Annotated in this window: 16 protein-coding genes; 10 read left to right on the top strand and 6 right to left on the bottom strand. The window is 69.5% G+C overall.

Translation table 11 applies throughout. The features are described 5' to 3' along the window. Positions 1-4: 4 nt before the first annotated feature. Positions 5-970: an AAA family ATPase gene (locus LBN7_RS09120; protein WP_407361711.1), complete on the bottom strand. Its 966-nt coding sequence runs from the start codon at positions 968-970 to the stop codon at positions 5-7. A 318-nt stretch (positions 971-1,288) separates the two neighbouring features. Then, entirely contained in the window at positions 1,289-2,491 is a 1,203-nt protein-coding gene (locus tag LBN7_RS09115; protein ID WP_341946866.1) for a helix-turn-helix transcriptional regulator, read from the bottom strand. Positions 2,492-2,740: 249 nt separating this feature from the next. Here LBN7_RS09115 and LBN7_RS09110 point away from each other — a divergent pair, with 249 nt between their 5' ends. Together LBN7_RS09110 and LBN7_RS09105 are read left to right on the top strand one after the other, a co-directional pair. After that, complete coding sequence (locus tag LBN7_RS09110; protein WP_407361608.1) at positions 2,741-3,859, top strand: HesA/MoeB/ThiF family protein; 1,119 nt, start codon at positions 2,741-2,743, stop codon at positions 3,857-3,859. Next, positions 3,778-5,106: an MFS transporter gene (locus LBN7_RS09105; protein WP_407361607.1), complete on the top strand. Its 1,329-nt coding sequence runs from the start codon at positions 3,778-3,780 to the stop codon at positions 5,104-5,106. Before LBN7_RS09110 ends, LBN7_RS09105 begins: the two co-directional genes overlap by 82 nt. A gap of 31 nt (positions 5,107-5,137) precedes the next feature. Here the strand turns inward: LBN7_RS09105 and LBN7_RS09100 are convergent, their stop codons facing one another. Next, complete coding sequence (locus LBN7_RS09100; RefSeq protein WP_407361606.1) at positions 5,138-5,845, bottom strand: Pr6Pr family membrane protein; 708 nt, start codon at positions 5,843-5,845, stop codon at positions 5,138-5,140. A 104-nt stretch (positions 5,846-5,949) separates the two neighbouring features. Here LBN7_RS09100 and LBN7_RS09095 point away from each other — a divergent pair, with 104 nt between their 5' ends. Together LBN7_RS09095 and LBN7_RS09090 are read left to right on the top strand one after the other, a co-directional pair. Further along, complete coding sequence (locus LBN7_RS09095) at positions 5,950-8,115, top strand: adenylate/guanylate cyclase domain-containing protein (RefSeq protein WP_407361605.1); 2,166 nt, start codon at positions 5,950-5,952, stop codon at positions 8,113-8,115. Between the two features lie 2 nt (positions 8,116-8,117). After that, positions 8,118-9,542 (top strand): mechanosensitive ion channel family protein, encoded by a 1,425-nt coding sequence (locus LBN7_RS09090; protein WP_116633244.1) that lies wholly within the window; start codon positions 8,118-8,120, stop codon positions 9,540-9,542. A 15-nt stretch (positions 9,543-9,557) separates the two neighbouring features. On the opposite strand, the gene LBN7_RS09085 is transcribed toward LBN7_RS09090, so the two are convergent. Continuing rightward, positions 9,558-10,493 (bottom strand): DMT family transporter, encoded by a 936-nt coding sequence (locus tag LBN7_RS09085; protein ID WP_341946860.1) that lies wholly within the window; start codon positions 10,491-10,493, stop codon positions 9,558-9,560. Positions 10,494-10,704: 211 nt separating this feature from the next. On the opposite strand from LBN7_RS09085, the gene LBN7_RS09080 reads away from it, so the two are divergent. From LBN7_RS09080 to LBN7_RS09065, 4 genes are read left to right on the top strand one after another with little or no spacing between them, the layout of a single operon-like run. Further along, positions 10,705-11,991 carry an adenylosuccinate synthase gene (locus LBN7_RS09080; protein WP_116636281.1) on the top strand — a complete coding sequence of 429 codons (1,287 nt, stop codon included), beginning with the start codon at positions 10,705-10,707 and terminating at the stop codon, positions 11,989-11,991. Positions 11,992-12,008: 17 nt separating this feature from the next. Continuing rightward, positions 12,009-13,121: a lactonase family protein gene (locus LBN7_RS09075; protein ID WP_407361604.1), complete on the top strand. Its 1,113-nt coding sequence runs from the start codon at positions 12,009-12,011 to the stop codon at positions 13,119-13,121. A gap of 48 nt (positions 13,122-13,169) precedes the next feature. Continuing rightward, on the top strand, positions 13,170-14,573 hold the full coding sequence (locus LBN7_RS09070; protein WP_407361603.1) for an MFS transporter: 1,404 nt from the start codon (positions 13,170-13,172) through the stop codon (positions 14,571-14,573). Further along, positions 14,570-15,607, top strand: a complete 1,038-nt coding sequence (locus tag LBN7_RS09065; protein WP_407361602.1) for an alcohol dehydrogenase catalytic domain-containing protein — start codon at positions 14,570-14,572, stop codon at positions 15,605-15,607. The genes LBN7_RS09070 and LBN7_RS09065 overlap by 4 nt, the downstream gene beginning before the upstream one ends. A gap of 26 nt (positions 15,608-15,633) precedes the next feature. On the opposite strand, the gene LBN7_RS09060 is transcribed toward LBN7_RS09065, so the two are convergent. Then, positions 15,634-16,884: a beta-ketoacyl-[acyl-carrier-protein] synthase family protein gene (locus LBN7_RS09060; protein WP_407361601.1), complete on the bottom strand. Its 1,251-nt coding sequence runs from the start codon at positions 16,882-16,884 to the stop codon at positions 15,634-15,636. Beyond that, positions 16,881-18,425 (bottom strand): class I adenylate-forming enzyme family protein, encoded by a 1,545-nt coding sequence (locus LBN7_RS09055; RefSeq protein ID WP_407361600.1) that lies wholly within the window; start codon positions 18,423-18,425, stop codon positions 16,881-16,883. Before LBN7_RS09055 ends, LBN7_RS09060 begins: the two co-directional genes overlap by 4 nt. 30 nt (positions 18,426-18,455) lie before the next feature. Here LBN7_RS09055 and LBN7_RS09050 point away from each other — a divergent pair, with 30 nt between their 5' ends. Both LBN7_RS09050 and LBN7_RS09045 read left to right on the top strand, forming a co-directional pair. Next, complete coding sequence (locus LBN7_RS09050) at positions 18,456-19,040, top strand: biotin transporter BioY (RefSeq protein WP_407361599.1); 585 nt, start codon at positions 18,456-18,458, stop codon at positions 19,038-19,040. Between the two features lie 191 nt (positions 19,041-19,231). Then, the gene (locus LBN7_RS09045; protein WP_407361598.1) at positions 19,232-20,668 is read left to right on the top strand and encodes a dihydrolipoyl dehydrogenase family protein; all 1,437 of its coding nucleotides are present in this window, start codon (positions 19,232-19,234) and stop codon (positions 20,666-20,668) included. Positions 20,669-20,746: the final 78 nt, after the last annotated feature.

The following is a 20,746-nucleotide window of genomic DNA, read 5'->3' as shown; positions in this document are numbered from 1 at the left end:
CGGGTCAGGGAGTGGGAACGGCCGCGAAGATCTCGTCGATGATCTCCTCGCTGCGGATGCCCTCGGCGTCGGCCTCGAAGGTGAGGAGCAGACGGTGGCGCAGCACCAGGTGACGAAGGGCGCGGATGTCCTCGGGCAGCACGTGCGCGCGGCCGTTCAGCAGCGCCAGCGCGCGCGAAGCCTGCAGGAACGCGATGCTCGCACGCGGGCTGGCCCCGTACTTGATGAGGCGTGCGCGCTCCTCGCCGATGTACGGCGCGGGGTTCCGGGTCACATAGGCGATCGAGACGATGTAGTTGCGGATGGCCGGGTCGACGTACACGCGGCTCGCCACGTCCTGCAGCAGGTGCACGTCGTCGAGGCTCACCGAACTGGTCACGTGCCGGTCGGGGTCGAGCACGCCCGAGTCGATGCGGCTGAGGATCTCGAACTCCTCCGCCGGGCTCGGGTACTCGACGATCTCCTTGAGCAGGAAGCGGTCCATCTGCGCCTCGGGCAGCTCGTAGGTGCCCTCCTGCTCGATCGGGTTCTGCGTCGCGATCACGAGGAACGGCTTCGGGAGGTGATGGATCTCGCCGCCGATCGTCGTCTGGTGCTCCTGCATCGCCTCGAGCATCGCGCTCTGGGTCTTCGCGCTCGAGCGGTTGATCTCGTCGAGCAGCACGAAGTTCGCGTGCACAGGACCGAGCACCGTGCGGAACGAGCCGGTCGCCGACTCGTAGATCTGGCTGCCGGTGATGTCGCTGGGCAACAGGTCGGGCGTGCACTGGATGCGCTTGAACTGGGCCTTGACGGTGTCGGCGAGCGTGCTGGCCGCCGTGGTCTTGGCGAGTCCCGGCACGCTCTCGAGCAGGATGTGGCCGCCGGCGATGAGCGAGACGAGCAGGCTCATCCGCAGGCGGTCCTGGCCGACCATCTTCGCGGAGTACGAGTCCGAGATGACCGTGAGGACGGCGGCGGCGCGCGACATCTCGGCGTCGGTGGGGGCGCCCTGGTTCTTCGAGCCGGACACGCCCGCCGTCGTGGACGCCGACGCCCGGGTCTCTGAGCCTCCACCCTGGGTCCCTGAGCCCGCGCCCTGGGTCCCTGAGCCTGTCGAAGGGGCGGGAGGAGGAGGCGGGGGCGGCGGCGCAGAGCTCGCCTGCGGGTCCTGCGTGTAGGGCTCGTTCATGTGGTGGCTCCCTCAGTCACACGGGGACCACGCGTCACGGCCATCCCCCGCGCACCAGCGTAATCGCATCCGGGCCGGAGTCCGGCGGGCAGGGGTGCCCGATGGGCTCTGTTCTCCTCAGGCCTGCTGAGCGAGGCGACGCCAGATCGATATCGCGCTGTCGACAGCGCCTGCCTCACTGAAGAGTTCCGCGGCCTTCGCCCAGTGCTGCCGGGCTTCAGCGCCGCTCCCTCGTTGCTCCGCCGCCCGGGCCATCACTTCGTATCCCGTCGCCTGCGTCTGTGCAGGGAGAGTCGCCGTTTGGAGGGCGCGTTCCGCGAGAGCGATCGCGCCGAGGGAATCGGACGCGAGGAGGAGGAAATTCGCGCGAGCGATCAGGAGTTCACTTCGGTCATCGTCGTTTCCGACCAGTTCGAGCCCGAGCTCCGCGTCATGGAGGAGTTTCTCGACGCCCGCGGTGATTCCCGCGGTGATGCGTCTGTTCGCGGAGGCCTTGCAGAAGCGCGCCCACAGTCGAAGGTCCGCATCAGGACGCAGCCACTGCGAGGCGCGGTCATGCAGATCGAGCCCCGCCGCCGCATCGCCGAGGATGAACTGCGCATTCCCCGCAGCCCACGCGATGCGACCTCTCAACTGCGGGGAGGGGATGCTTTCGAGCAGAGATGTGAGCCTGTCGACCTGCGCGGGCAGCTCCTCTATGACGCCGAGTTCGCTGAGCGTTGCAATCAGCGCGAGTGCTGCGCGGGCGATGCTGCTCGAGTCCTGACTCTCTTCGGCGGCCGCGACGGCCTGTCTTGCGACCTCAAGGGAGCGGGTGAGCTGACCGATGGCGCGCAACGCGGTGGCGTGCAGTGCGAGTGCGGCTGTGCGCAGGGATGCCGACTCCTGGGTCAGCGGATGTCGAAGGAGTGCCTCTGCTGACTCGGAGAGTCTTTCGTACTGTCCGTGGTGCCGCAATCCTTCGGCGGCCAGGTACATGGTCACCCAGTCATCATCAGCAGGCGATGCTGGGTCAGCGGCAACCAGTCCCTCGGTCCTCGACCCGAGATCTCCATCCAGCGCGGTCTCGAGTGCTCTCACGTGAGCAGCCACCGACGCCGCATAGTGTGCGGCGCTGATCTGCGACGGTGCGGCGCGCAACTCCTCGACGGAAACACCCAGACGGCTGGCAAGATGCTGAAGCGCTTCCGGCGTCGCGCGCCGACGATCGTGCTCCAGATGTGAGACGTAGCTCGCGGAGAGGTGCTCGCCGGCGAGCTCGGCTTGGGTGAGGCCGAGCTTCTCGCGCGCGGCGCGAATGCGTTCTCCGGGGCTGAGCACATGACTCCGATCTTCTCCGATAGTCAAGCACATGACCGGCCTAGTCAGGTACTTGACAATTCTAGTCAAGTCCGGTTTCGTGGTCACACATCGGGGGGAAGAAATGAAGCAGATGCTGTTGGGAATCATCCTTATCGCGGCGATCGCGATCGGGACACCAGGCTGGATCGGCACTCACTTCGAGTCGTCGATTCTTCGTGCCGCGTTGCCGAATCGGTGACGCGGCACGAAGCATGAAAGGAGCAGATCATGCGACCGCAGATCAAGCGGGCATTTCCCATCTACTGGCTCGCGCAGGACGTCGTCCGCATCGGCGCACAACAGGGAATCACCAAGGAACTCAGTGACCCGCAGGGCGAACTGCGGGTGCTTCTGCCCCTCTTGGATGGAACCAGAGGGGTCGAGGAGATCGTCCGTGAGATGCGGCACGCCGTCGCCCATCTTTCCGACGACGATGTTCGGCAGGGGATTCACTATCTCGATGAGAGCGGTCTGATCGAGGACGCGGCGGTCTACGACGACCTCCCTGCGCGATTGGAGGCCAACCAGACCTTCTTCGCCGCTGCCGCCGAGAACTCCCACGCGGCGGGAAACTCAGCGCAACGCGTGCTCGGTGATGCCCATGTCGTGCTGCTCGGGCTCGGGGGCGGCGGGAGCGCCAGCCTTCCCCAGCTCTTGGCTGCGGGATTGCGCAAGCTCACGATCCTCGACTACGACATCGTCGAGGAAAGCAACCTGAATCGACAGACCTTGTTCCGAACCGGTGACATCGGCCGGAAGAAGACCGAGGTTGCAGAGCAGTATTGTCGCGGCTTCGCTCCGGATTGCGACGTCGAGGTCGTCGATCTGAAGATCACCTCAGCGGAAGAGATCGTGCAGGTCGCGCGCGGAGCGGACGCTCTCATCTGCGCGATCGACGAGCCCAGGTTCATCGCGCAGCGCCGAGCGAACTCGGCCGCGGTTCAGCTGGGGATCCCGCTTGTCGTCATGCTCACCCAGCACACCAGTGGTCGCTTCTTCTCGGTGATCCCTCGTCGCTCCGGGTGCCTGGACTGTCTCCACATCTTCGACGAGCTCAATACGCAGGGGTTCCTCAGCCAATTCCACGCGCTGATGTCCCCCGCCCGGGATGCCGCGACCGCCGCGATCTCACCGCACATCCAGCGACTCACGTCCTTCGGTGTCGATGAGGCGATCCGCCTGATGACGGGCTACACCGAACCGTTGGGCGTCGGAAAGCAGATCGAGGTGAACTACATCTCCGGGGAGCTCCGCACGATCATGGAATGGCAGCCGGAGGCCGGGTGTCCGACATGCGGATCCGGCGACCCCCGTTTCGATTACATCTTCGAGGCGGATCCGTTGTGAACAACGCGACGCCGAGCGTGTGGCGTGTGCGGGACTATCGCGCGTGGTTCGTGGGAGACACGCTCACACAGGTGGGGCTGAGCGTCGGTTCCTTCGCATTCACCCTGCTCGGATACCACCTCACGGCTGATGCCTTCCTGGCGGGGCTCATCGGCACCGTCTCGGCGGCGGCCCGCGCAGTGGCGATTCTCCCGGGCGGTGTTCTGGCGGACATGTTCGACGCCCGTCGTCTGATGATCTGGTCCGGCCTGGGCGCTTTCGGGATCTATGGGGTCCTCTCCGGGATGTACCTGACCGAGACGTTGACGACGGGCTCTCTTCTCGTCATCGCCGCATGCGAGGGAATGGTCGTCGGGCTCTTCTTCAACGTGACCGATGTCGCACTTCCTCGTATCGTCGGGAAGGAGCTTCTGGCCGAGGCATCGGCCGCGAATCAGTCGCGCGACGCTGCGATCCGTCTTGCCGCTGCCCCGGTGTCGGGGTTTCTGTTCGGGCTGCATCCTTCGGTGCCGTTGATCGTCTCGGCCGTCACCCGTCTGGGGGAGGTCGGTTCGGCGCTGGCCATCAAGAAGAATCTGGCCCCCGAGCGGCGGGATGATGCTCCGGCGGTCAGATCGTTGTCTTCGGGATCACGATGGTTGGCCGCTTGGCGGCAGCCGAGGGTCCTCATCGGCCTGGTCGTGCTGGTGAATTTCGCACTCGGCGCCTGCGGCATGACGATCGTGCTCAGCCAGCAGGAAGCGGGAACTCCGGCCTGGCAGATCGGTATCATCCAGACCTTCCAGGGAGCCGGCGTGCTTGCCGGGGGCGTCGTCGTGGGCTGGGCGCTTCGTCGCCTCAGCGGTCAGAGGATCGTGCAGATCTCGATCTGCACGATCACCATCGCATTCAGCGGACTCCTGTTCACGCAGAGCGTCTGGGTGGTCGCGGTGCTCGGATTCGTCGCGTCTCTGCCGTTGATCCCGCTCAACGCGGTGCAGGGATCGTTCCTCGCCCTGATCATTCCCGATCAGATCCGTGGTCGCGTCCTCTCGCTCTCCTCGCTGCTGGGTTCGCTCGCCGGGGCGCTGGCACCTCTGTTGGCCGGAACCCTCTTGGAGTACTCCAACTATGCGACGGCGATCGGGGTGCCGCTCGCCATCCTCGCATCCGCGGCGATCGCCGCCGTCTTCTCGAAGGCTGTCGCATCGATCCCTCGACGCAGCGAGTTCGGTCGAATCGAAGCGCTCCCCGTCCGCCCGCGGTGATCTCGGCTCTCGCGTGGTCGCGCGGAGGCGCTCACGTCGTGGAGATGTCCGCAGCACGGATGCCGCGGCGACGGCCCACCCAGACCACTCCCGCGGCCGCGCCGATGATGATCGCGGCGATGAGGAGCACGTAGAGGGTGACGGCGCCGTAGCCGCCCGGCTGGTGCGGGTCGAGGAACGGGTACGGGTACCAGTACGGGTTCCCGGTCGCCGGGGCGATCACCAGGTTCGCGCGGATCAGCGTGTAGACCACCCACACGATCGGGAAGATCGCCGCGATCCCCACGGCGCCCCAGCCGAGCGCGCGCCGGCGCGGCGCGACCAGCACGTCGATCAGCATGATGATCGGGACGACGACGTGGAGCACCTCGTTGGACCAGGGGACCGTGGCGCCCTGGGGCAGGGGGATGCCGCGGAGCAGGGTGTTGTAGACGACGCCGGTCACGATCATGTATGTGCTGGCGCAGACGAGCAGCACCGCGAGCCACCGCGGTTCGACCAGCGTGCGGTCCTTCTGGCGCAGAGCCCAGATCCCGCCGATCGCGAGGGCGACGGCCGCCAGCACATTGGACTCGATCGTGAAGAAGCTGAAGAAGTTCGCGATCACGGTCGGCATGTGCTGCCCGTACTCGGTCTCGGCGCTTCGGGCGACGTCGATCGATCGTACGAGCTGCGCCACGATCGCCGCGACGGCGAGAACGGATGCTGCGAGTCGTGCGTAGGGCCACCAGGTCGTCATGTTCGCCTCCGCCGGTCACTGTAGCGGAACCCGTATGTAGACCGTCGTACCGGAATATCGATAGTGTCTGACCGGGGACGCGCACGATGCACGGCGGAGGGCGCATGAGCGAGAGCGGGACCGGTACGAGCAGCGCGGACGGCGCGACGAGAGTTCGCCGTTTCCGCGGCGGGGGCGGACTCAGCATCCAGTCGAAGCTGCTGATCATGCTGCTCTCGGTGAGCCTGGTCTCCTCGGTCGTCGTCGGGGCGATCGGCTTCATCAACGGACGGCAGTCCCTGCATGACGCGGCCGTCGACCAGCTCATCACGATCCGCTCGATGAGAGCGGTCGAGATCACCGAGGCGATCGACGACGTCAAGCGCGAAGCCTCTCTGCAGTCCCGCAACCTCAGTGCGCAGACGCTCTCGAACACGATGAACGCCGCGTGGGACGACCTGCAGCAGCAGGAGATCTCCGCTGAGCAGTCCGCGCAGCTCGAGGCCTACTACGCCGACACCTTCATCCCGGAGCTCGAGGCCCGCGCCGGCGAGGCGTACGGAGACGAGGCGTTCATCCCGGAATCGAGCGCCGGCCGCTACCTGCAGCTGCAGTACACGACGAAGAACCAGGACTTCGACGCCGACTACGACGAGCTGCTCGTCGGAAACGACAGCGGAGACGGCACGAGCTATTCGGCCGGGGCCGAGCGCTACGGCGACTACTTCACGCGGCTGGTCCAGCAGGCCGGCTACGAGGACGCGCTGCTGCTGAACCTCGACGGTGACGTCGTGTTCTCCGCCTACAAGGGCATCGAGCTGGGCACCAACCTGAACACCGGGCCGTATCGCGACACGGCCTTCGCGCAGACGTACCGCGACACGATCGCGACCAACTCGGTCGACGCGATCGGCATGACCGACTTCGAGCGCTGGATCCCCTCGCTGAACATCCCCACGATGTGGGTCATCTCCCCGGTCGGCAACGACAGCGGCATCACGGGGGCCATGGCCCTCCAGGTGCCGGTCGACACGATCAACGACGTGATGACCGGCTCCGAAGGATGGAAGGCGCAGGGCCTCGGCGACACGGGCGAGGTCTACCTGGTGGGGCGCGACGATCTGATGCGCAGCACCTCGCGACGTCTGGTGGAAGATCCAGAGGAGTACGTGAAGCGGCTGATCAGCGGCGGCATCGCCCCCACGATCGCGAAGCGCATCGGCGAGGTCAAGGGCACCGTGCTCCTGCAACCGGTCGACACCTTCGCAGTGGGCGAGGCGCAGGCCGGACGCACCGGCACCGTCGTCGGCCGCGACTACATCGGCGGCGACAGCGTCACGACCTACGCGCCGCTGGAGATCGAAGGGCTCGACTGGGTCATCATCGCGCGCATCGACACCGCGGAGGCGTTCGAGCCGGTCAACGACTTCACGCGCAACGTGCTGCTGTCGCTCCTCGGCATCATGCTCGGCGTCTCCCTGCTCTCGCTGCTGCTCGCCCAGGTGTTCACCCGCCCGATCCATCGGCTGGTCGGCGCCGTGCATCGGGTCGCGGAGGGCGACCTCGACGTGCAGGTGCCGCAGGGGTCTCGTGACGAGTTCGGCGACCTCGGCAGCGCGTTCAACGACATGGCGTCGAGCCTGCGGATCAAGCAGGAGCTGATCGACGAGCAGCAGAAGGAGAACGAGAAACTGCTGCACACCCTCATGCCGGAGAGCGTCGCGACCAAGTACAAGCAGGGCGACGAGGCCATCACCGAGGCGCACGAGAACGTGTCGGTGGTCTTCGCCGAGCTGGTCGGATTCGACGACGCCATGCGCGGCAAGAGCGCGGAGGAGGAGATCGGACTCCTCAACACGCTCATGCGCGGGTTCGACGAGGCAGCGGAGAAGGCCGGCGTCGAGAAGGTGCGCACGCTGCGCGGCGGTTACCTCGCGTCCTCCGGACTCATCGTTCCGCGCGTGGACAACATCCGCCGCAGCGTCGAGTTCGCCCGCAACCTGCTCGGGGTGCTCGAGCGCTTCAACTCCCAGCACGGCACCCAGATCGGGCTGCGCGCCGGCGTCGACACCGGCACCGTGACCAGCGGACTCGTCGCGCGGACGAGCCTCGCCTACGACCTGTGGGGTGATGCCGTGAACCTGGCGTACCGGGTCCGGTCGGTCACGGGCGAGCCCGGGATCTACGTGAGCCAGAACGTGCGGGACCGCACGCAGGAGCTCGTGACCTACGTCGAGGCGGGGACGGTGGAGACCCAGGGCAGGACCGAGACCGTCTGGAAGGTGGTCTGACCGTGGCCGACGCGTTCGAGGACGGCTGGGCCTGGTGGGTCATCGGCCTCGCCGTCGGCGTGCCGGTGCTCCTCGTCGTGCTCACCGAGATCATCGGGACCCTGACGCGTCGAGGCAATCCGGTGGCCAAGCCGCTGCGGATGCTGCGCAACGGGGTCATCCCGGTGGGTGCGCTGTTCGGGCTCCTGGCCTTCGCGATCCAATCGCCCGCCGATCAGGTGTGGACGCGCGTCGTCGCGACGGTGTTCGGCTTCCTCGTCATCCTGCTCGTGCTCTCGGCCTTCAACGTGGCGCTGTTCGCCAACGCGGAGAAGGACTCGTGGCGCGGCCGCATCCCCACCATCTTCGTGGAGATCGCCCGGCTGATCCTGGTGGGCGTCGGGCTCGCCCTCCTGTTCTCCTGGGTGTGGGATGCCGATGTCGGCGGCCTCTTCACCGCTCTCGGCGTCGGGTCGATCGTAATCGGCCTCGCGCTGCAGAACGCCGTGGGCGGCGTGATCTCGGGGCTCCTGCTGCTCTTCGAGCAGCCGTTCAAGATCGGCGACTGGCTGGATGCGGCGGGGGTGAAGGGCCGGGTCGTCGAGGTGAACTGGCGTGCCGTGCACATCGAGACCGGCGGCGGCATCCAGATCGTCCCGAACTCGTCGCTCTCCGGTGCCTCGTTCACGAACATGAGCGAGCCGGAGGGGCCGTACTCGGCCGAGACGCCGGTGAAGTTCTCGACCGACGATCCGCCGCACGAGGTCATGACGCTGCTGGTCGCGATCGCGGATGCCCTGCCGATGAAGCTCCCGCGGGAGCGCGCGACCGTGCACTACTCGGGTGCCGGTGCGTACGCCGTCTCGATCCCGGTCGCCGGGCCCGCCGACGCGTCACGCGCTCTCTCGATGTACCTGTCCTGGCTCTGGTATGCCGCGCGTCGCCGCGGGTTCGCCCTCGACGGGGATGCGACCGATCCGCTCGCCGAGCCGCAGCGCCTCGTCGAGGCGATGACCGCGATCGCGCCCACGCTGCATCTTCGCGATGATGACATCGAGGCGGTGACGGCGGGTGCGCGCCTCGAGCGCTACGGCGTCGGTGAGACCGTGCTCGCCAGTGGAATCGTGCCCGACGAGGTGCGTGTGGTGGTCTCGGGTCGGGCCGTGCTCGCGATCGAGGCCGACGGCGGCCGCATCGAGTTCGCCGGCGCCGAGAAGGGTGACATCGTCGGGCACACCGCCCTCACCCGCGAGCGCACCCAGGCGGTCACGATCGCCGGCGAGGTCCTCACGGTCGTGGTGCTGCCGCTGTCGACGGTCGACGCACTGATCCAGAGTCGTCCGCGCCTGGCGGGCGAGATCGGCGAGGCCCTCGAGCTCAAGCGCACGCTGGCGGCCGCCCGGCTCGCCGAGCTCGGCATCGCGCGGAACGTCATCGGCGAACGCTGAGCCGCGTCGGAGGCGCTATCGGTCGCGGCGCCCCCAGCGCATGCGCGTGACGAGCACACCGAGGAGGCACAGCGCTCCACCGAGGAACATCAGCGGCGTCGGCACCTCGCCGAGGATCGCCCACGACATGAGGATCGCGATCGCCGGCACGACATAGGTGGTCGCCGACGTCTGTCCCGCGGTGCTGCGCTGCAGCACGTAGGCCCAGGTGGTGAAGGCGATCGCCGTGGGGAAGATGCCGAGGTAGACGACCCACAGCGTCGCATCGAGCGGCGCGGTCTGCAGGGCGCCGATGAGGCTGCCCGTCCACGGGAGCAGCGCGATCGTCCCGGCCGCGGCGCCGAGCCAGGTCAGCGTCGTCGCGTCGGTCCCAGCGGTGAGGAGGCGCTTCTGCAGGAGCGTGCATCCGGCGTACATCACCGCGGCCAGGAGGGCGAGCAGCAGCCCGGTGATGTCGGGTCCTTCGCTCGTGGACGAGTTCATGCCGATCAGCACGACGCCGAGGAAGGCGATCGGGGCCCCGATCACGAGGGGCTTCGGGAAGCCCTCGCGCAGGAACAGTCCGCTGAAGACGACGACCATGAGCGGCGCGAGGTTCACCACCATCGCGGCGGTGCCGGCATCGAGGGTGCGTTCGGCGGCGTTCAGCGCCAGGTTGTAGACGCAGAACCAGCCGACGCCCCAGACCGCGATCAACCACCAGTGGCGGCGCTCCGGGAGACGGATGCCGTGGCGCACGGCGATGATCGTCAGCACCACCGTTCCCACGGCCATCCGCAGCAGAGCCAGGGCTCCCGGGTCGTAGTGCGGGCCGGCGCCCCGGATGCCGATGAACGCGGAGGCCCAGAGCACGACGGTCACGAGGGCCGCGAGGAGGACGAGCGGACCCTGCTTCCTGGGTGCGCCGGCGCTCGCGCGAACGCCGAGGTCGTCGGATGCTGCATGTGGCATCCCCCGATCCTGGCAGTGGCCCCCGACATCCGTCGATCGGCCGGACCGACAGCATCCGTCGCTTTCCCGCCACCGTCGCGGCCGTCCGCTCAGCCCTCGGCCATGAGAACGCCCGAAACAGCCTCGAAACCCCCTCCCGATAGGATGGGAACGCCCGAAGAGGGCCAGCTCATCGGCCGGTGCAAACCCGGCGAAAGCAGGGGGGACACCCATGCCAGGAATCGTGATCGTCGGCGTGCAGTGGGGCGACGAAGGGAAAGGCAAAGCCACCGATCTTCTCGGTGAGCGCACCGACTGGGTGGTGAAGTTCAACGGCGGCAACAACGCCGGGCACACCGTCGTCGTCGGCGACGAGAAGTACGCGCTGCACCTGCTGCCGTCCGGCATCCTCTCTCCCGGTGTCAACCCGGTGATCGGCAACGGGGTCGTCGTCGACCTCGAGGTGCTGTTCTTCGAGCTCGAGGCGCTCGCCGCCCGCGGCATCGACATCTCGCGTCTGCGGGTCAGCGCGAACGCGCACATCATCACGCAGTACCACCGCACGCTCGACAAGGTCACCGAGCGCTTCCTCGGCAAGCGCATGATCGGCACCACCGGCCGCGGCATCGGCCCGGCCTACGCCGACAAGATCAACCGCGTCGGCATCCGCGTGCAGGACATCTTCGACGAGAACATCCTGCGTCAGAAGGTCGAGGGCGCCCTCGACCAGAAGAACCACCTGCTGGTGAAGATCTTCAACCGTCGCGCGATCACCGCCGACGAGGTCGTCGAAGACCTGCTGTCGTACGCCGACCGTCTGCGCCCGATGGTCGCCGACACCGGCTACCTGATCGCCGAGGCACTCGGCCGCGGCGAGGTCGTCGTCTTCGAGGGCGGCCAGGCCACGATGCTCGACATCGACCACGGGACCTACCCGTTCGTGACGTCGTCGTCGGCGACCGCGGGCGGCGCCGCGACCGGCTCCGGCGTCGGACCGGGCGCGCTCGACCGCATCGTCGGCATCGTCAAGGCCTACACGACCCGGGTCGGCTCGGGTCCGTTCCCGACCGAGCTGTTCGACGAGCAGGGCGAGTGGCTGCGCAAGCAGGGCTTCGAGTTCGGCACCACCACCGGCCGCCCGCGCCGGGTGGGATGGTACGACGCGCCGATCACCCGCTACGCCACGCGCATCAACGGCATCACCGACCTCGTGCTGACGAAGCTCGACATCCTCACCGGTCTCGAGCAGATCCCGGTCTGCGTCGCCTACGACGTCGACGGCGTGCACTTCGACGAGGTGCCGGTGAACCAGACCGACTTCCACCACGCGAAGCCGATCCTCGAGTACTTCCCCGGATGGAGCGAGGACATCTCGACCGCGCGCACCTTCGAGGATCTGCCGCAGAACGCGCAGGACTACGTGCTGGCGCTGGAGAGGATGAGCAACACGCGCATCTCTGTGATCGGGGTCGGCCCCGAGCGCGACCAGGTCATCGTGCGCCACGATCTGCTCGACTGAACTCGGGGAGCGACCGCATGACACGGTTCTGGCTGGGCGGCTACGGTCCCGCGATGGAAGGCTCGGCCGACGGCATCGGCCTGCTCGCGGGCGACGAGGGCCGCGAGGCCACGACGCTCGCCTATCGCGGCGCCGTCACAGAGACGCTCTCGCCGTCGTGGCTGGCGCAGCATCCGACCCTCGACGTCGTCTACGCGGCGCTCGAGGCGGATGCCCTGGTGCAGGCCTTCGCGCGTACCGGTGAGGCGGCGCTGTCGCCGCTCGGCGACCCCGTCGCCGTCGGCGAGAGCGTCTGCCACCTGGCCGTCGCCCCGAACGGATCCTCGCTCATCGCGAGCTGTTACGGCGACGGACGCGTGGTGCGGATCGGCCTGGATGCGGCCGGCCGCCTCGTTCCGGCGCACGGAAAGGCGGATGCCGCGGCGGCGCTCCGCGCGGCCCTGTTCGGAGACGACGACCCGGACGCACCGGCGGCGACCCCGCCGGGCGACGGCATCGCCGCATCCGACCCGCATGCGGCCGGCGCCGACCGGGTCTCGCACGCGCACGCCGCGGCTTTCCTGCCCGACGGACGCATCGCCACCACCGACCTCGGGTTCGACCTGGTGCGGATCTGGAAGCAGAGTGCGAACGGGTTGATCCTTGACCACGAGGTGGTGCTCCCGCTCGGCACCGGACCTCGCCACATGGTGGTGCACCCCAGCGGGCACCTGCATGTCGTGACCGAGTACTCGTGCGAGGTGTTCACCCTCGCCGCGGGTGTCGACGGCACCTGGCGCGTCGTGTCGTCGACCCTGTCGAGCCCGATCGCCGAGATCGGCGCCGACTTCCCGGCCGAGCTCGCGCGCTCGCGCGACGGGCAGTTCCTGTACACCGCGCTCCGGGGCAGCAACACGATCGCGACCCTGCGGGTGCGCGGCGGTGGCGACACCCTCGAGTCGGTCGCGCTCGCCGATTCCGGTGTCGACTGGCCGCGTCACCACTTCGTGCACGAGGGCAAGATGCTCGTCGCGGGGCAGCGCTCCGACACGGTCACGCTGCTCGACCTCGACGAGCGCACGGGCGCGGTGCGCGGCATCCGTCATGAGGCGCAGGTGCCGGCGCCGACGCACTTCCTGCCCGTGCGCTGATCGCGGGCCTTGACCTCAACCTTTGTTGAGGTCTTATCGTCAGGTCTCATGACTACCGAAACAGGAGCGCCGGCGAAGCCGAACCCCGCCCCGCCGCGCATCATGAGCAGCGAGTACCTCTGGATCACGATCGGCGCGTGCGCCCTCGTGTTCCTCGGGGCTTTCGAATCGCTGGCCGTGACGACGGTGATGCCGACGGTCAGCGCCGACCTCGACGGCGAGCGGCTGTACGCGCTCGCCTTCGCCGGGCCCCTGGCCACCAGCGTGATCGGCATGGTGATCGCGGGAAACTGGTCGGATCGCCGCGGCCCTGTCGCGCCGCTGTACACGTCGGTCGCCATGTTCGTCGTGGGGCTGCTCATCGCGGGCCTCGCGCCGAGCATGGAGATCCTCGTCGCCGGGCGCTTCGCCCAGGGGCTGGGCAGCGGAGGGCTGATGGTGGCCCTGTACGTCGTCGTCGCTCGCGTCTACCCGCAGGCACTGCATCCGGCCGTCTTCGCCGGGTTCGCCGCGGCCTGGGTCATCCCCTCGCTCATCGGCCCGACGGTCGCGGGGGCCGTGACCGAGCTCTGGAGCTGGCATTGGGTCTTCCTCGGCGTGGTCATCCTGGTGCTCGTCGCCCTGCTCATGGTGATCCCGGCGCTGCGCGGACTCGCGAACGACGGTGATGCGGCGACACCGTGGGCCTTCAGGCGGCTCGGCTGGTCGGTGCTGGCGGCCGTCGCGGTGCTCGCGCTGAACCTGGTCGGTGACATCCCCGGGTTCGGCCCGGTGCTCGCCGGCGTCGCGATCGTGATCGCGCTCATCGCGGTGCGCCCGCTCGTGCCCCGCGGCACGCTCCGTGCTGGTCGAGGGCTGCCCTCCGTCATCCTCGTCCGCGGCCTCGCCGCTGCTGCCTTCTTCGGTGCGCAGGTCTATCTGCCGTACCTGCTCACCGATCGCTACGACCTCACGCCGACGCTCGCCGGGCTCTCCCTGACCGGCGGTGCGCTCGCGTGGTCGGCCGCCGCGACCGTGCAGGGGCGGATGGGCACGCGCCTGTCGAGCATCACGGCGGTGCGGGTCGGCACGATCCTCGTCCTCATCGGCATCGCGCTGACCGTCGCCACCGCCGGGCTCGTCTGGGACGCCGCGATCGTCGCGGTCGCCTGGGTCGTCGCGGGAGTGGGGATGGGGCTGATGAGCCCCCGCACCAGCGCATTGACGCTGTCGATGTCGACCCCCGATAACCAGGGCTTCAACAGCGGCGCGATGACCGTCGCCGACTCGTTCGGCAGCGCGCTGGCGTTGGCCGTCACCGGGATCCTGTTCACGTCGATGGCTGCGGTCGCGGATCCGTTCACCGCGGTGTTCGCCCTCGCAGCCGTCGTGGCGGTCGCTGCGGCGGTGCTGGCGCCCCGGATGCGGGCGGATGCCGAGGGCGTCGCGACCGGCGAGGAGGTCGGCGCATGAGTGCGGATGCTGTGACGGTCGGCTCGTCCGGCGCGCGGAGCATGCGGGCGGTCGTGCAGCGCGAGTTCGGGGCCAGCGAGGTGCTGCAGGTCGAAGAGGTGCCGTTGCCCGAGCCCGGCGAGGGGGAGGTGCGCGTCGCTGTCGCCGCGGCCGGTGTGCATGCGGTCGACACCGCCATCCGACAGGATGCCGGTCCGCCGTCGATGCCGAGACCTGTGCTCCCGATGACGCCCGGGCGTGAGGTGGCCGGTGTCGTCGATGCCGTGGGGCCGGGCGTCGACGCGGCCATCGCCGGATCGCGGGTCGTCGCCCACGTGGGCTTCCGCAGCGGCGGCTACGCCGAATACGCACTGGCGCCGGTCGAGGCCCTGCACCGCGTCCCCGATGGGGTGACCTTCCCGCAGGCCGTCGCCACGATCGGCACCGGACGCACGGCTCAGCTCGTGCTGGATTCCGCGCAGATCCGGCCGGAAGACGTCGTCGTCATCCCCGGGGCATCGGGCGGTCTCGGAAGCCAGCTCGCGCAGCTCGCCCTGTCGGCCGGGGCCACGGTCGTCGCACTTCACGGCGGCGAGTCGAAGCGCGCCGTGGTCGAGCAGCTCGCGCGCGGCGAGAAGCTCGCCGGCGGCAGGCTCGTGCCGTTGGACGCGACCGACGAGTCGTGGCCGGCTCGGATGGCCGAGCTCCTCGGCGAGCGACAGCCCTCGGTCCTGCTGGACGGCGTCGGCGGCGCGACGGGTCGAGCAGTGCTCGAGACACTCGGCCGCGGGGCCCGTGTCGTGATCATCGGCTGGTCGAGCGGCGAGGTCCTTCGCCTCGACTCCGGAGACATCGTCGAGCGCTCCCTCACCGTCACCGTTCCGCTCGGACGAGCCCTGCCGGACCTGCGGCTGCTCGAGACCCGAGCGCTCGCCGCGGTGGCGGAAGGCCGTACCGTTCCGCCCGTCGACGAGTACCGACTCGAGGATGCCGCGGCGGCGCACGACGCCATCGAGCAGCGCCGGCAGCGGGGGAAGGTCGTGCTGGTGCCGTAGCGTGCCGGTTCTTCCGCGGCGCGGGCTCAGTCAGGGCCGGCGAGCAGCAGAGCCGCGTTGTGACCGCCGAAGCCGAACGAGGTCGACAGGATCGTGCGGACCGGATGCGATCGCTCGGTGTCGCGGACGAAGTCCCAGCCGTCGGCGGGATCGCTCAGGTTGATGGTCGGCGGCAGGGACTGATCGCGCAGGGTCATCGCGGCGATGACGGCCTCGACGACGCCGGCCGCGCCGAGCAGGTGTCCGGTGGTGGACTTGGTGGCCGTGAGGGGGACGGCCGCTGCGCGTCGACCGAGCGCCCGCCGGAGCGCGACGAGCTCGGCGTCGTCGCCGAGCACCGTGCCCGTGCCGTGCGTGTTCACGTGATCGATCTCGGATGCGGCGACACCGGCATCCGTGAGGCAGTCCTCGATCGCCCTGGTCGCACCGACCGCCGCAGGGTCCGGCGCGGTGGCGTGGTGCGCGTCGCCGGTCGCGCCGAACCCGGCCACGGTCGCGACAGGCCGCGCAGCGCGCTCCTCCGCGAGGTCGCCGGCCTCGAGCAGCACCGCGGCCGCGCCCTGCGACATGACGAAGCCGCGGCGTGCGCGGTCGAACGGGCGGGAGGCCGCTGCCGGGTCGTCGGCGAAGCCGGTGACCACGGACCGGAGGTTCGCGTGTGCCGCGAGGTGCAGCGGACCGAGGCAGTCGTCCACCCCGACGACCAGCACGGCGTCCGCATATCCGTGGCGGATGCGCCGCATGCCCTCTCCGATCGCGACGGCACCGCTCGCGCAGGCCGCGGCGACCGCGTGAGTCTGGCCGAGGAGTCCGTATCGTCGGCTCAGCACGCCGGCGACGGCATCCGCTGTTCCGAAGACGGAGAGGCCCGGCGGCACCGCGCGGGGACCGCGTCGACGCAGAGCCGCATCCGCGTGCAGGACAGCGTCGACCGGTCCCGAACCCGTCGCGACGATCACCTGCACCGCGTGCGGGCCCCACGGCAGGTCGGGGCCCTGCGTCGCGCCCGCAGAGGTCATCGCCTCATCGGCCGCGGCGATCGCCCACTGCTGCATCGGAGTGAGGTGGCGGATGAGCGGGGTCGGGAGGTCTCCGGGAGCCGCGAACCCGCGGATGACTCCGCCGACCTGCACCGGCCCGGAGCCGGAGAGCTCCGGGGGAAGGCGCGTGATCCCGCTGCGTCCGGCCCGCACGGACGCCCACAGGGCCGGGGCCGTCAGGCCGCTGGGAGTGACGGCGCCGACGCCCGTCACGACCGCGGACCTCTTCGGGTTCATGCCCGACCCTGCCCGACGGCGATGAGCTCGGCGACGGCGGCGCGGCGGATCTTGCCACCCGAGGTGCGCGGAAGCTCCGGCAGGGAGTACCAGCGACGAGGAACGGATGCCGGTGCGAGCCGGCCCTTCGCCCAGGCGCGCAACTCCGCCGGAGGCGGCCCCTCTCCTTCGACGACCAGCGCGATGCGCACGCCGAGAGCAGACCGGACCTCGGCGATCGCGCACGCTGCACCGAGGTCGGGCATGCCGTCGAACGCGCGCTCCACTTCGTCGAGTGCGACCGTGTGTCCTCCCGTGGTGACGACGTCGCCGCGTCTTCCGACGAAGGCGAAGTCCCGATCCCGAAGCCGCCCCTGATCGTGCACACTCGCCCAGCCGTCGGCATCCGTCAACGACGTCGTCGTCGTGCCGGGAAGGTATCCGGTCGAGCACGAGCGTGAGCGCACCCACAGAGTGCCGAACGCGCCGGGTGGCAGCACCGCGCCGTGATCGTCGCGCACCTGCGCCTGCACCTGCGGATAGAGACGGATCATCTCTCCACCTCCGCGATCGTCGCCGATGAAACCGAGCTCACCGGTGCCGAAGTAGCCGATCGCGCGGGCGCGCGGGAGCGCCGCGGTGATCCGGGTTCGCGCGTCCGCCGAGAGTGCGGCGCCGCCGGTGACGATCAGCTCGATGCCGTCGTAGCGTCCGGGGGCGCGTGTCGCGGCGTCGGCGAGAGCGTGCAGCGCCGCGGGAACGGTGACCAGGCGGGTGATGCCCTCATCGTGCACGCGGGAGGTGAGCCAGAGGTCGTCCAGACGGTCGGCGACATGCAGCCGCCCGCCGGTGGCGAGAACCTCGAACAGTGCGTAGAGGGTCAGGCTGTACGACATCGGCCCGGGAGCGAAGGTGGCGATGTCGTCCGCTGTGCCCAGGTGGCGGCGGGAGACGTCGATGTTCGCCGCGTACTGGGCCCGCGTCTTCAGGAAGACCTTCGGCGTTCCCGTCGTCCCCGATGAGGTCAGCAGGAGGAACGGCGCGTCTTCGGCGATCGGCGTCGGGTCGGCCGGCACCGGCTCGATGAGGTCCAGGTCTGCGCACTCCAGGTCGGCGAGTCCGAGGACGAGTCCCGGCCACTCCGCCGCACGCAGCGCAACCCGCAGGGCGGGTGCGTCCGTGACGATCGCGCTCGCCCGGGTCGTGGCGAGCTGCTGCGTCTGCAGCGGGACCGGCCAGTGCGCGTCGATGACGGTGAGGATGCGGTCGCCCGCCTCCACCGCCACGACCATCCGCGCGGTGTCGAACGCCGTGCGCAGGCAGACGGCGACGATCGGAGGTTCCGAGTCGACCGCAGACGCCGGAAGCAGGCGGTCGAGGGCCGCCGAGATCCGCCGCGACTCCGCGTACAGGTCGCCGTACGTCAGGCGGTCGCCTTCGTCGACGATCGCGGAACGGGTGGGGTCATCGGCGGCGAGGCGACGAAGCGCGGGCGTGATGGACGTGATCGCTCCTCGGACGGGTTTGCAGGACGTGGACGACGCCTCTACTGTAGTGAACACCGTTCAGGTGAACAGTGTTCAGGAGGATTCATGTCGACTTCCCGCCCCGCCGGCTCCAGCGCCGTGCTCGGCCGCATCGCGGTGTTCTCCGCGCTGATCGTCGTGCTCGGCACGGTCATTGTGCCGCTGCCCGGAGGCGTGCCGATCACCGCGCAGACGCTCGGGGTCATGCTCGCCGGGCTCGTGCTCGGCCCGCGCGTCGCGCCTCTCGCCGTCGTCCTCGTCCTGGCGCTCGCCGCACTCGGTCTCCCGGTGCTGGCCGGTGGGCGCGGCGGCCTCGGGGTGTTCGTCGGCCCCAGCGCCGGATACCTCCTCGGCTGGATCGCGGGCGTGGTCGTGATCGGCCTGCTGATGCGGACGGGACGCGTGACGTGGTGGCGGGCCGCTGCGGCCTCCCTGATCGGCGGCGTCCTCGTCGTCTACGCCTTCGGGATCCCGGTGCAGGCACTCGTGACCGGCGTGCCCCTCGTTCCCACCGCCGTGTCGAGCCTGGCGTTCCTGCCCGGAGACCTCATCAAGGTGGCGGCGGCCACGCTGGTCGTCGTCGCGCTGCAGCGGGCGTATCCGCGGGCGTTCCCCGCCCGTCGCACGCCCCGGGAGCCCGTCGCGGCCTGACGCCGGCGGGTCCGGGTGCACCTGTCGGGCGGATGCACGGATGCCGGGCGGCACGCCGCGGTCCGCCCCGGCATCCGTCCGATCTCCCGACATCTGCGCCCGGCTCGCTTCGCCCGAGCGCTCGACAGGGAACAACTCACCCGTGACTCGACGTTGCTCTTGAGCGAGACTGGGCGACGGAGAGGTGCGACATGACTGCTGCCGAGAAGACCGACGAGTACGACCTGATCGTCCTGGGCGGAGGTGCCGTGGGCGAGAACGTCGCGGACCGCGCCGTGCAGGGCGGACTCACCGCGATCATCGTGGAGAGCGAGCTCGTCGGAGGCGAGTGCTCGTACTGGGCGTGCATGCCCTCGAAGGCGCTGCTGCGTCCGGCCCAGGCCCTGCGTGCCGCGCAGCACGTGGGCGGAGCGTCGCAGGCGGTGACCGGCACCCTCGACGTGCGTGCGGTGTTCGACCGCCGCGACTCCTTCACCAGCAACTGGTCGGACGACGGCCAGGTCAAGTGGCTCGACTCGGCCGGTATCGACCTCGCCCGCGGCTTCGGCCGCCTCACCGGTGAGCGCGAGGTCACCGTGACGGATGCCGACGGGGGCACGCGCGTGCTGCGCGCCCGTCACGCGGTCGCGATCAGCACCGGGTCGGAAGCCGTAATCCCGCCGATCGACGGGCTGCGCGAAGCCGGTCCGTGGACCAGTCGCGAGGCGACGAGCGCCGAGGAGCTGCCGAAGAGCCTCGCGGTCATCGGCGGCGGCGTCGTGGCGGTCGAGATGGCCACGGTCTACGCGTCGCTCGGGTCGACCGTGACGCTGATCGCCCGGGGCGACCTGCTCTCGACGATGGAGCCCTTCGCGGGCGAGCGCGTGGCGGCCGGACTGAAGGAGCTGGGCGTCGACGTGCGCACCTCGACCGGCACGACCTCCGTCCGCCGCGGCGATGACGGCGTGACCATCACGCTGGAGGGCGGCGAGGAGATCATCGCGAGCGAGGTGCTCGCGGCGACCGGCCGCTCGGCGCACAACCGCGACATCGGTCTGGAGACCGTGGGGCTCGAGCCCGGACGCTGGATCGAGACGGATGACACGATGCGCGTGCCCGGCAGCGATTGGCTCTACGCGGTGGGCGACGTGACGGGCCGCGTGCTCCTCACGCATCAGGGCAAGTACCAGGCGCGGGCGGCCGGAGACGTCATCGCCGCGCGGGCCAAGGGCGAGGAGGTCGACGACGCCCCCTGGGGTCGGCACGTCGCCACGGCCGATCACGCCGCCGTGCCCCAAGTCACGTTCTCGTTCCCCGAGGTCGCCTCCGCCGGACTCACCGAAGCCGCGGCCCGCGAGGCGGGGCACGAGGTGGAGGTCGTCGACTACGACCTCGGCTGGGTCGCCGGTGCGAGCGTCTACGAGGACGGCTTCGAGGGTCAGGCGCGTCTCGTGATCGACACCGCGCGCGACGTGATCCTCGGTGCGACGTTCGTCGGCCCCGAGGTCGCCGAGCTCGTGCAGGCCGCCACGATCGCGATCGTCGGAGAGGTGCCGATCAAGAGGCTCTGGCACGCGGTGCCGGCGTACCCGACGATCAGCGAGATCTGGCTCCGCCTGCTGGAGGGCTACGGGCGCCAGTCCGCCTGACAGGCGGGATGCGGCGCGATCGCGCAATCCGCTGTCGTCTCGGCACCGAACAGATCCAGGATTGTTTCTCACATTGAC

The organism is Microbacterium sp. LBN7, assembly GCF_045690345.1.
In the GTDB taxonomy this organism is placed as follows: Bacteria; Actinomycetota; Actinomycetes; order Actinomycetales; family Microbacteriaceae; genus Microbacterium.
This window is presented reverse-complemented; position numbering and strand designations above follow the sequence as displayed.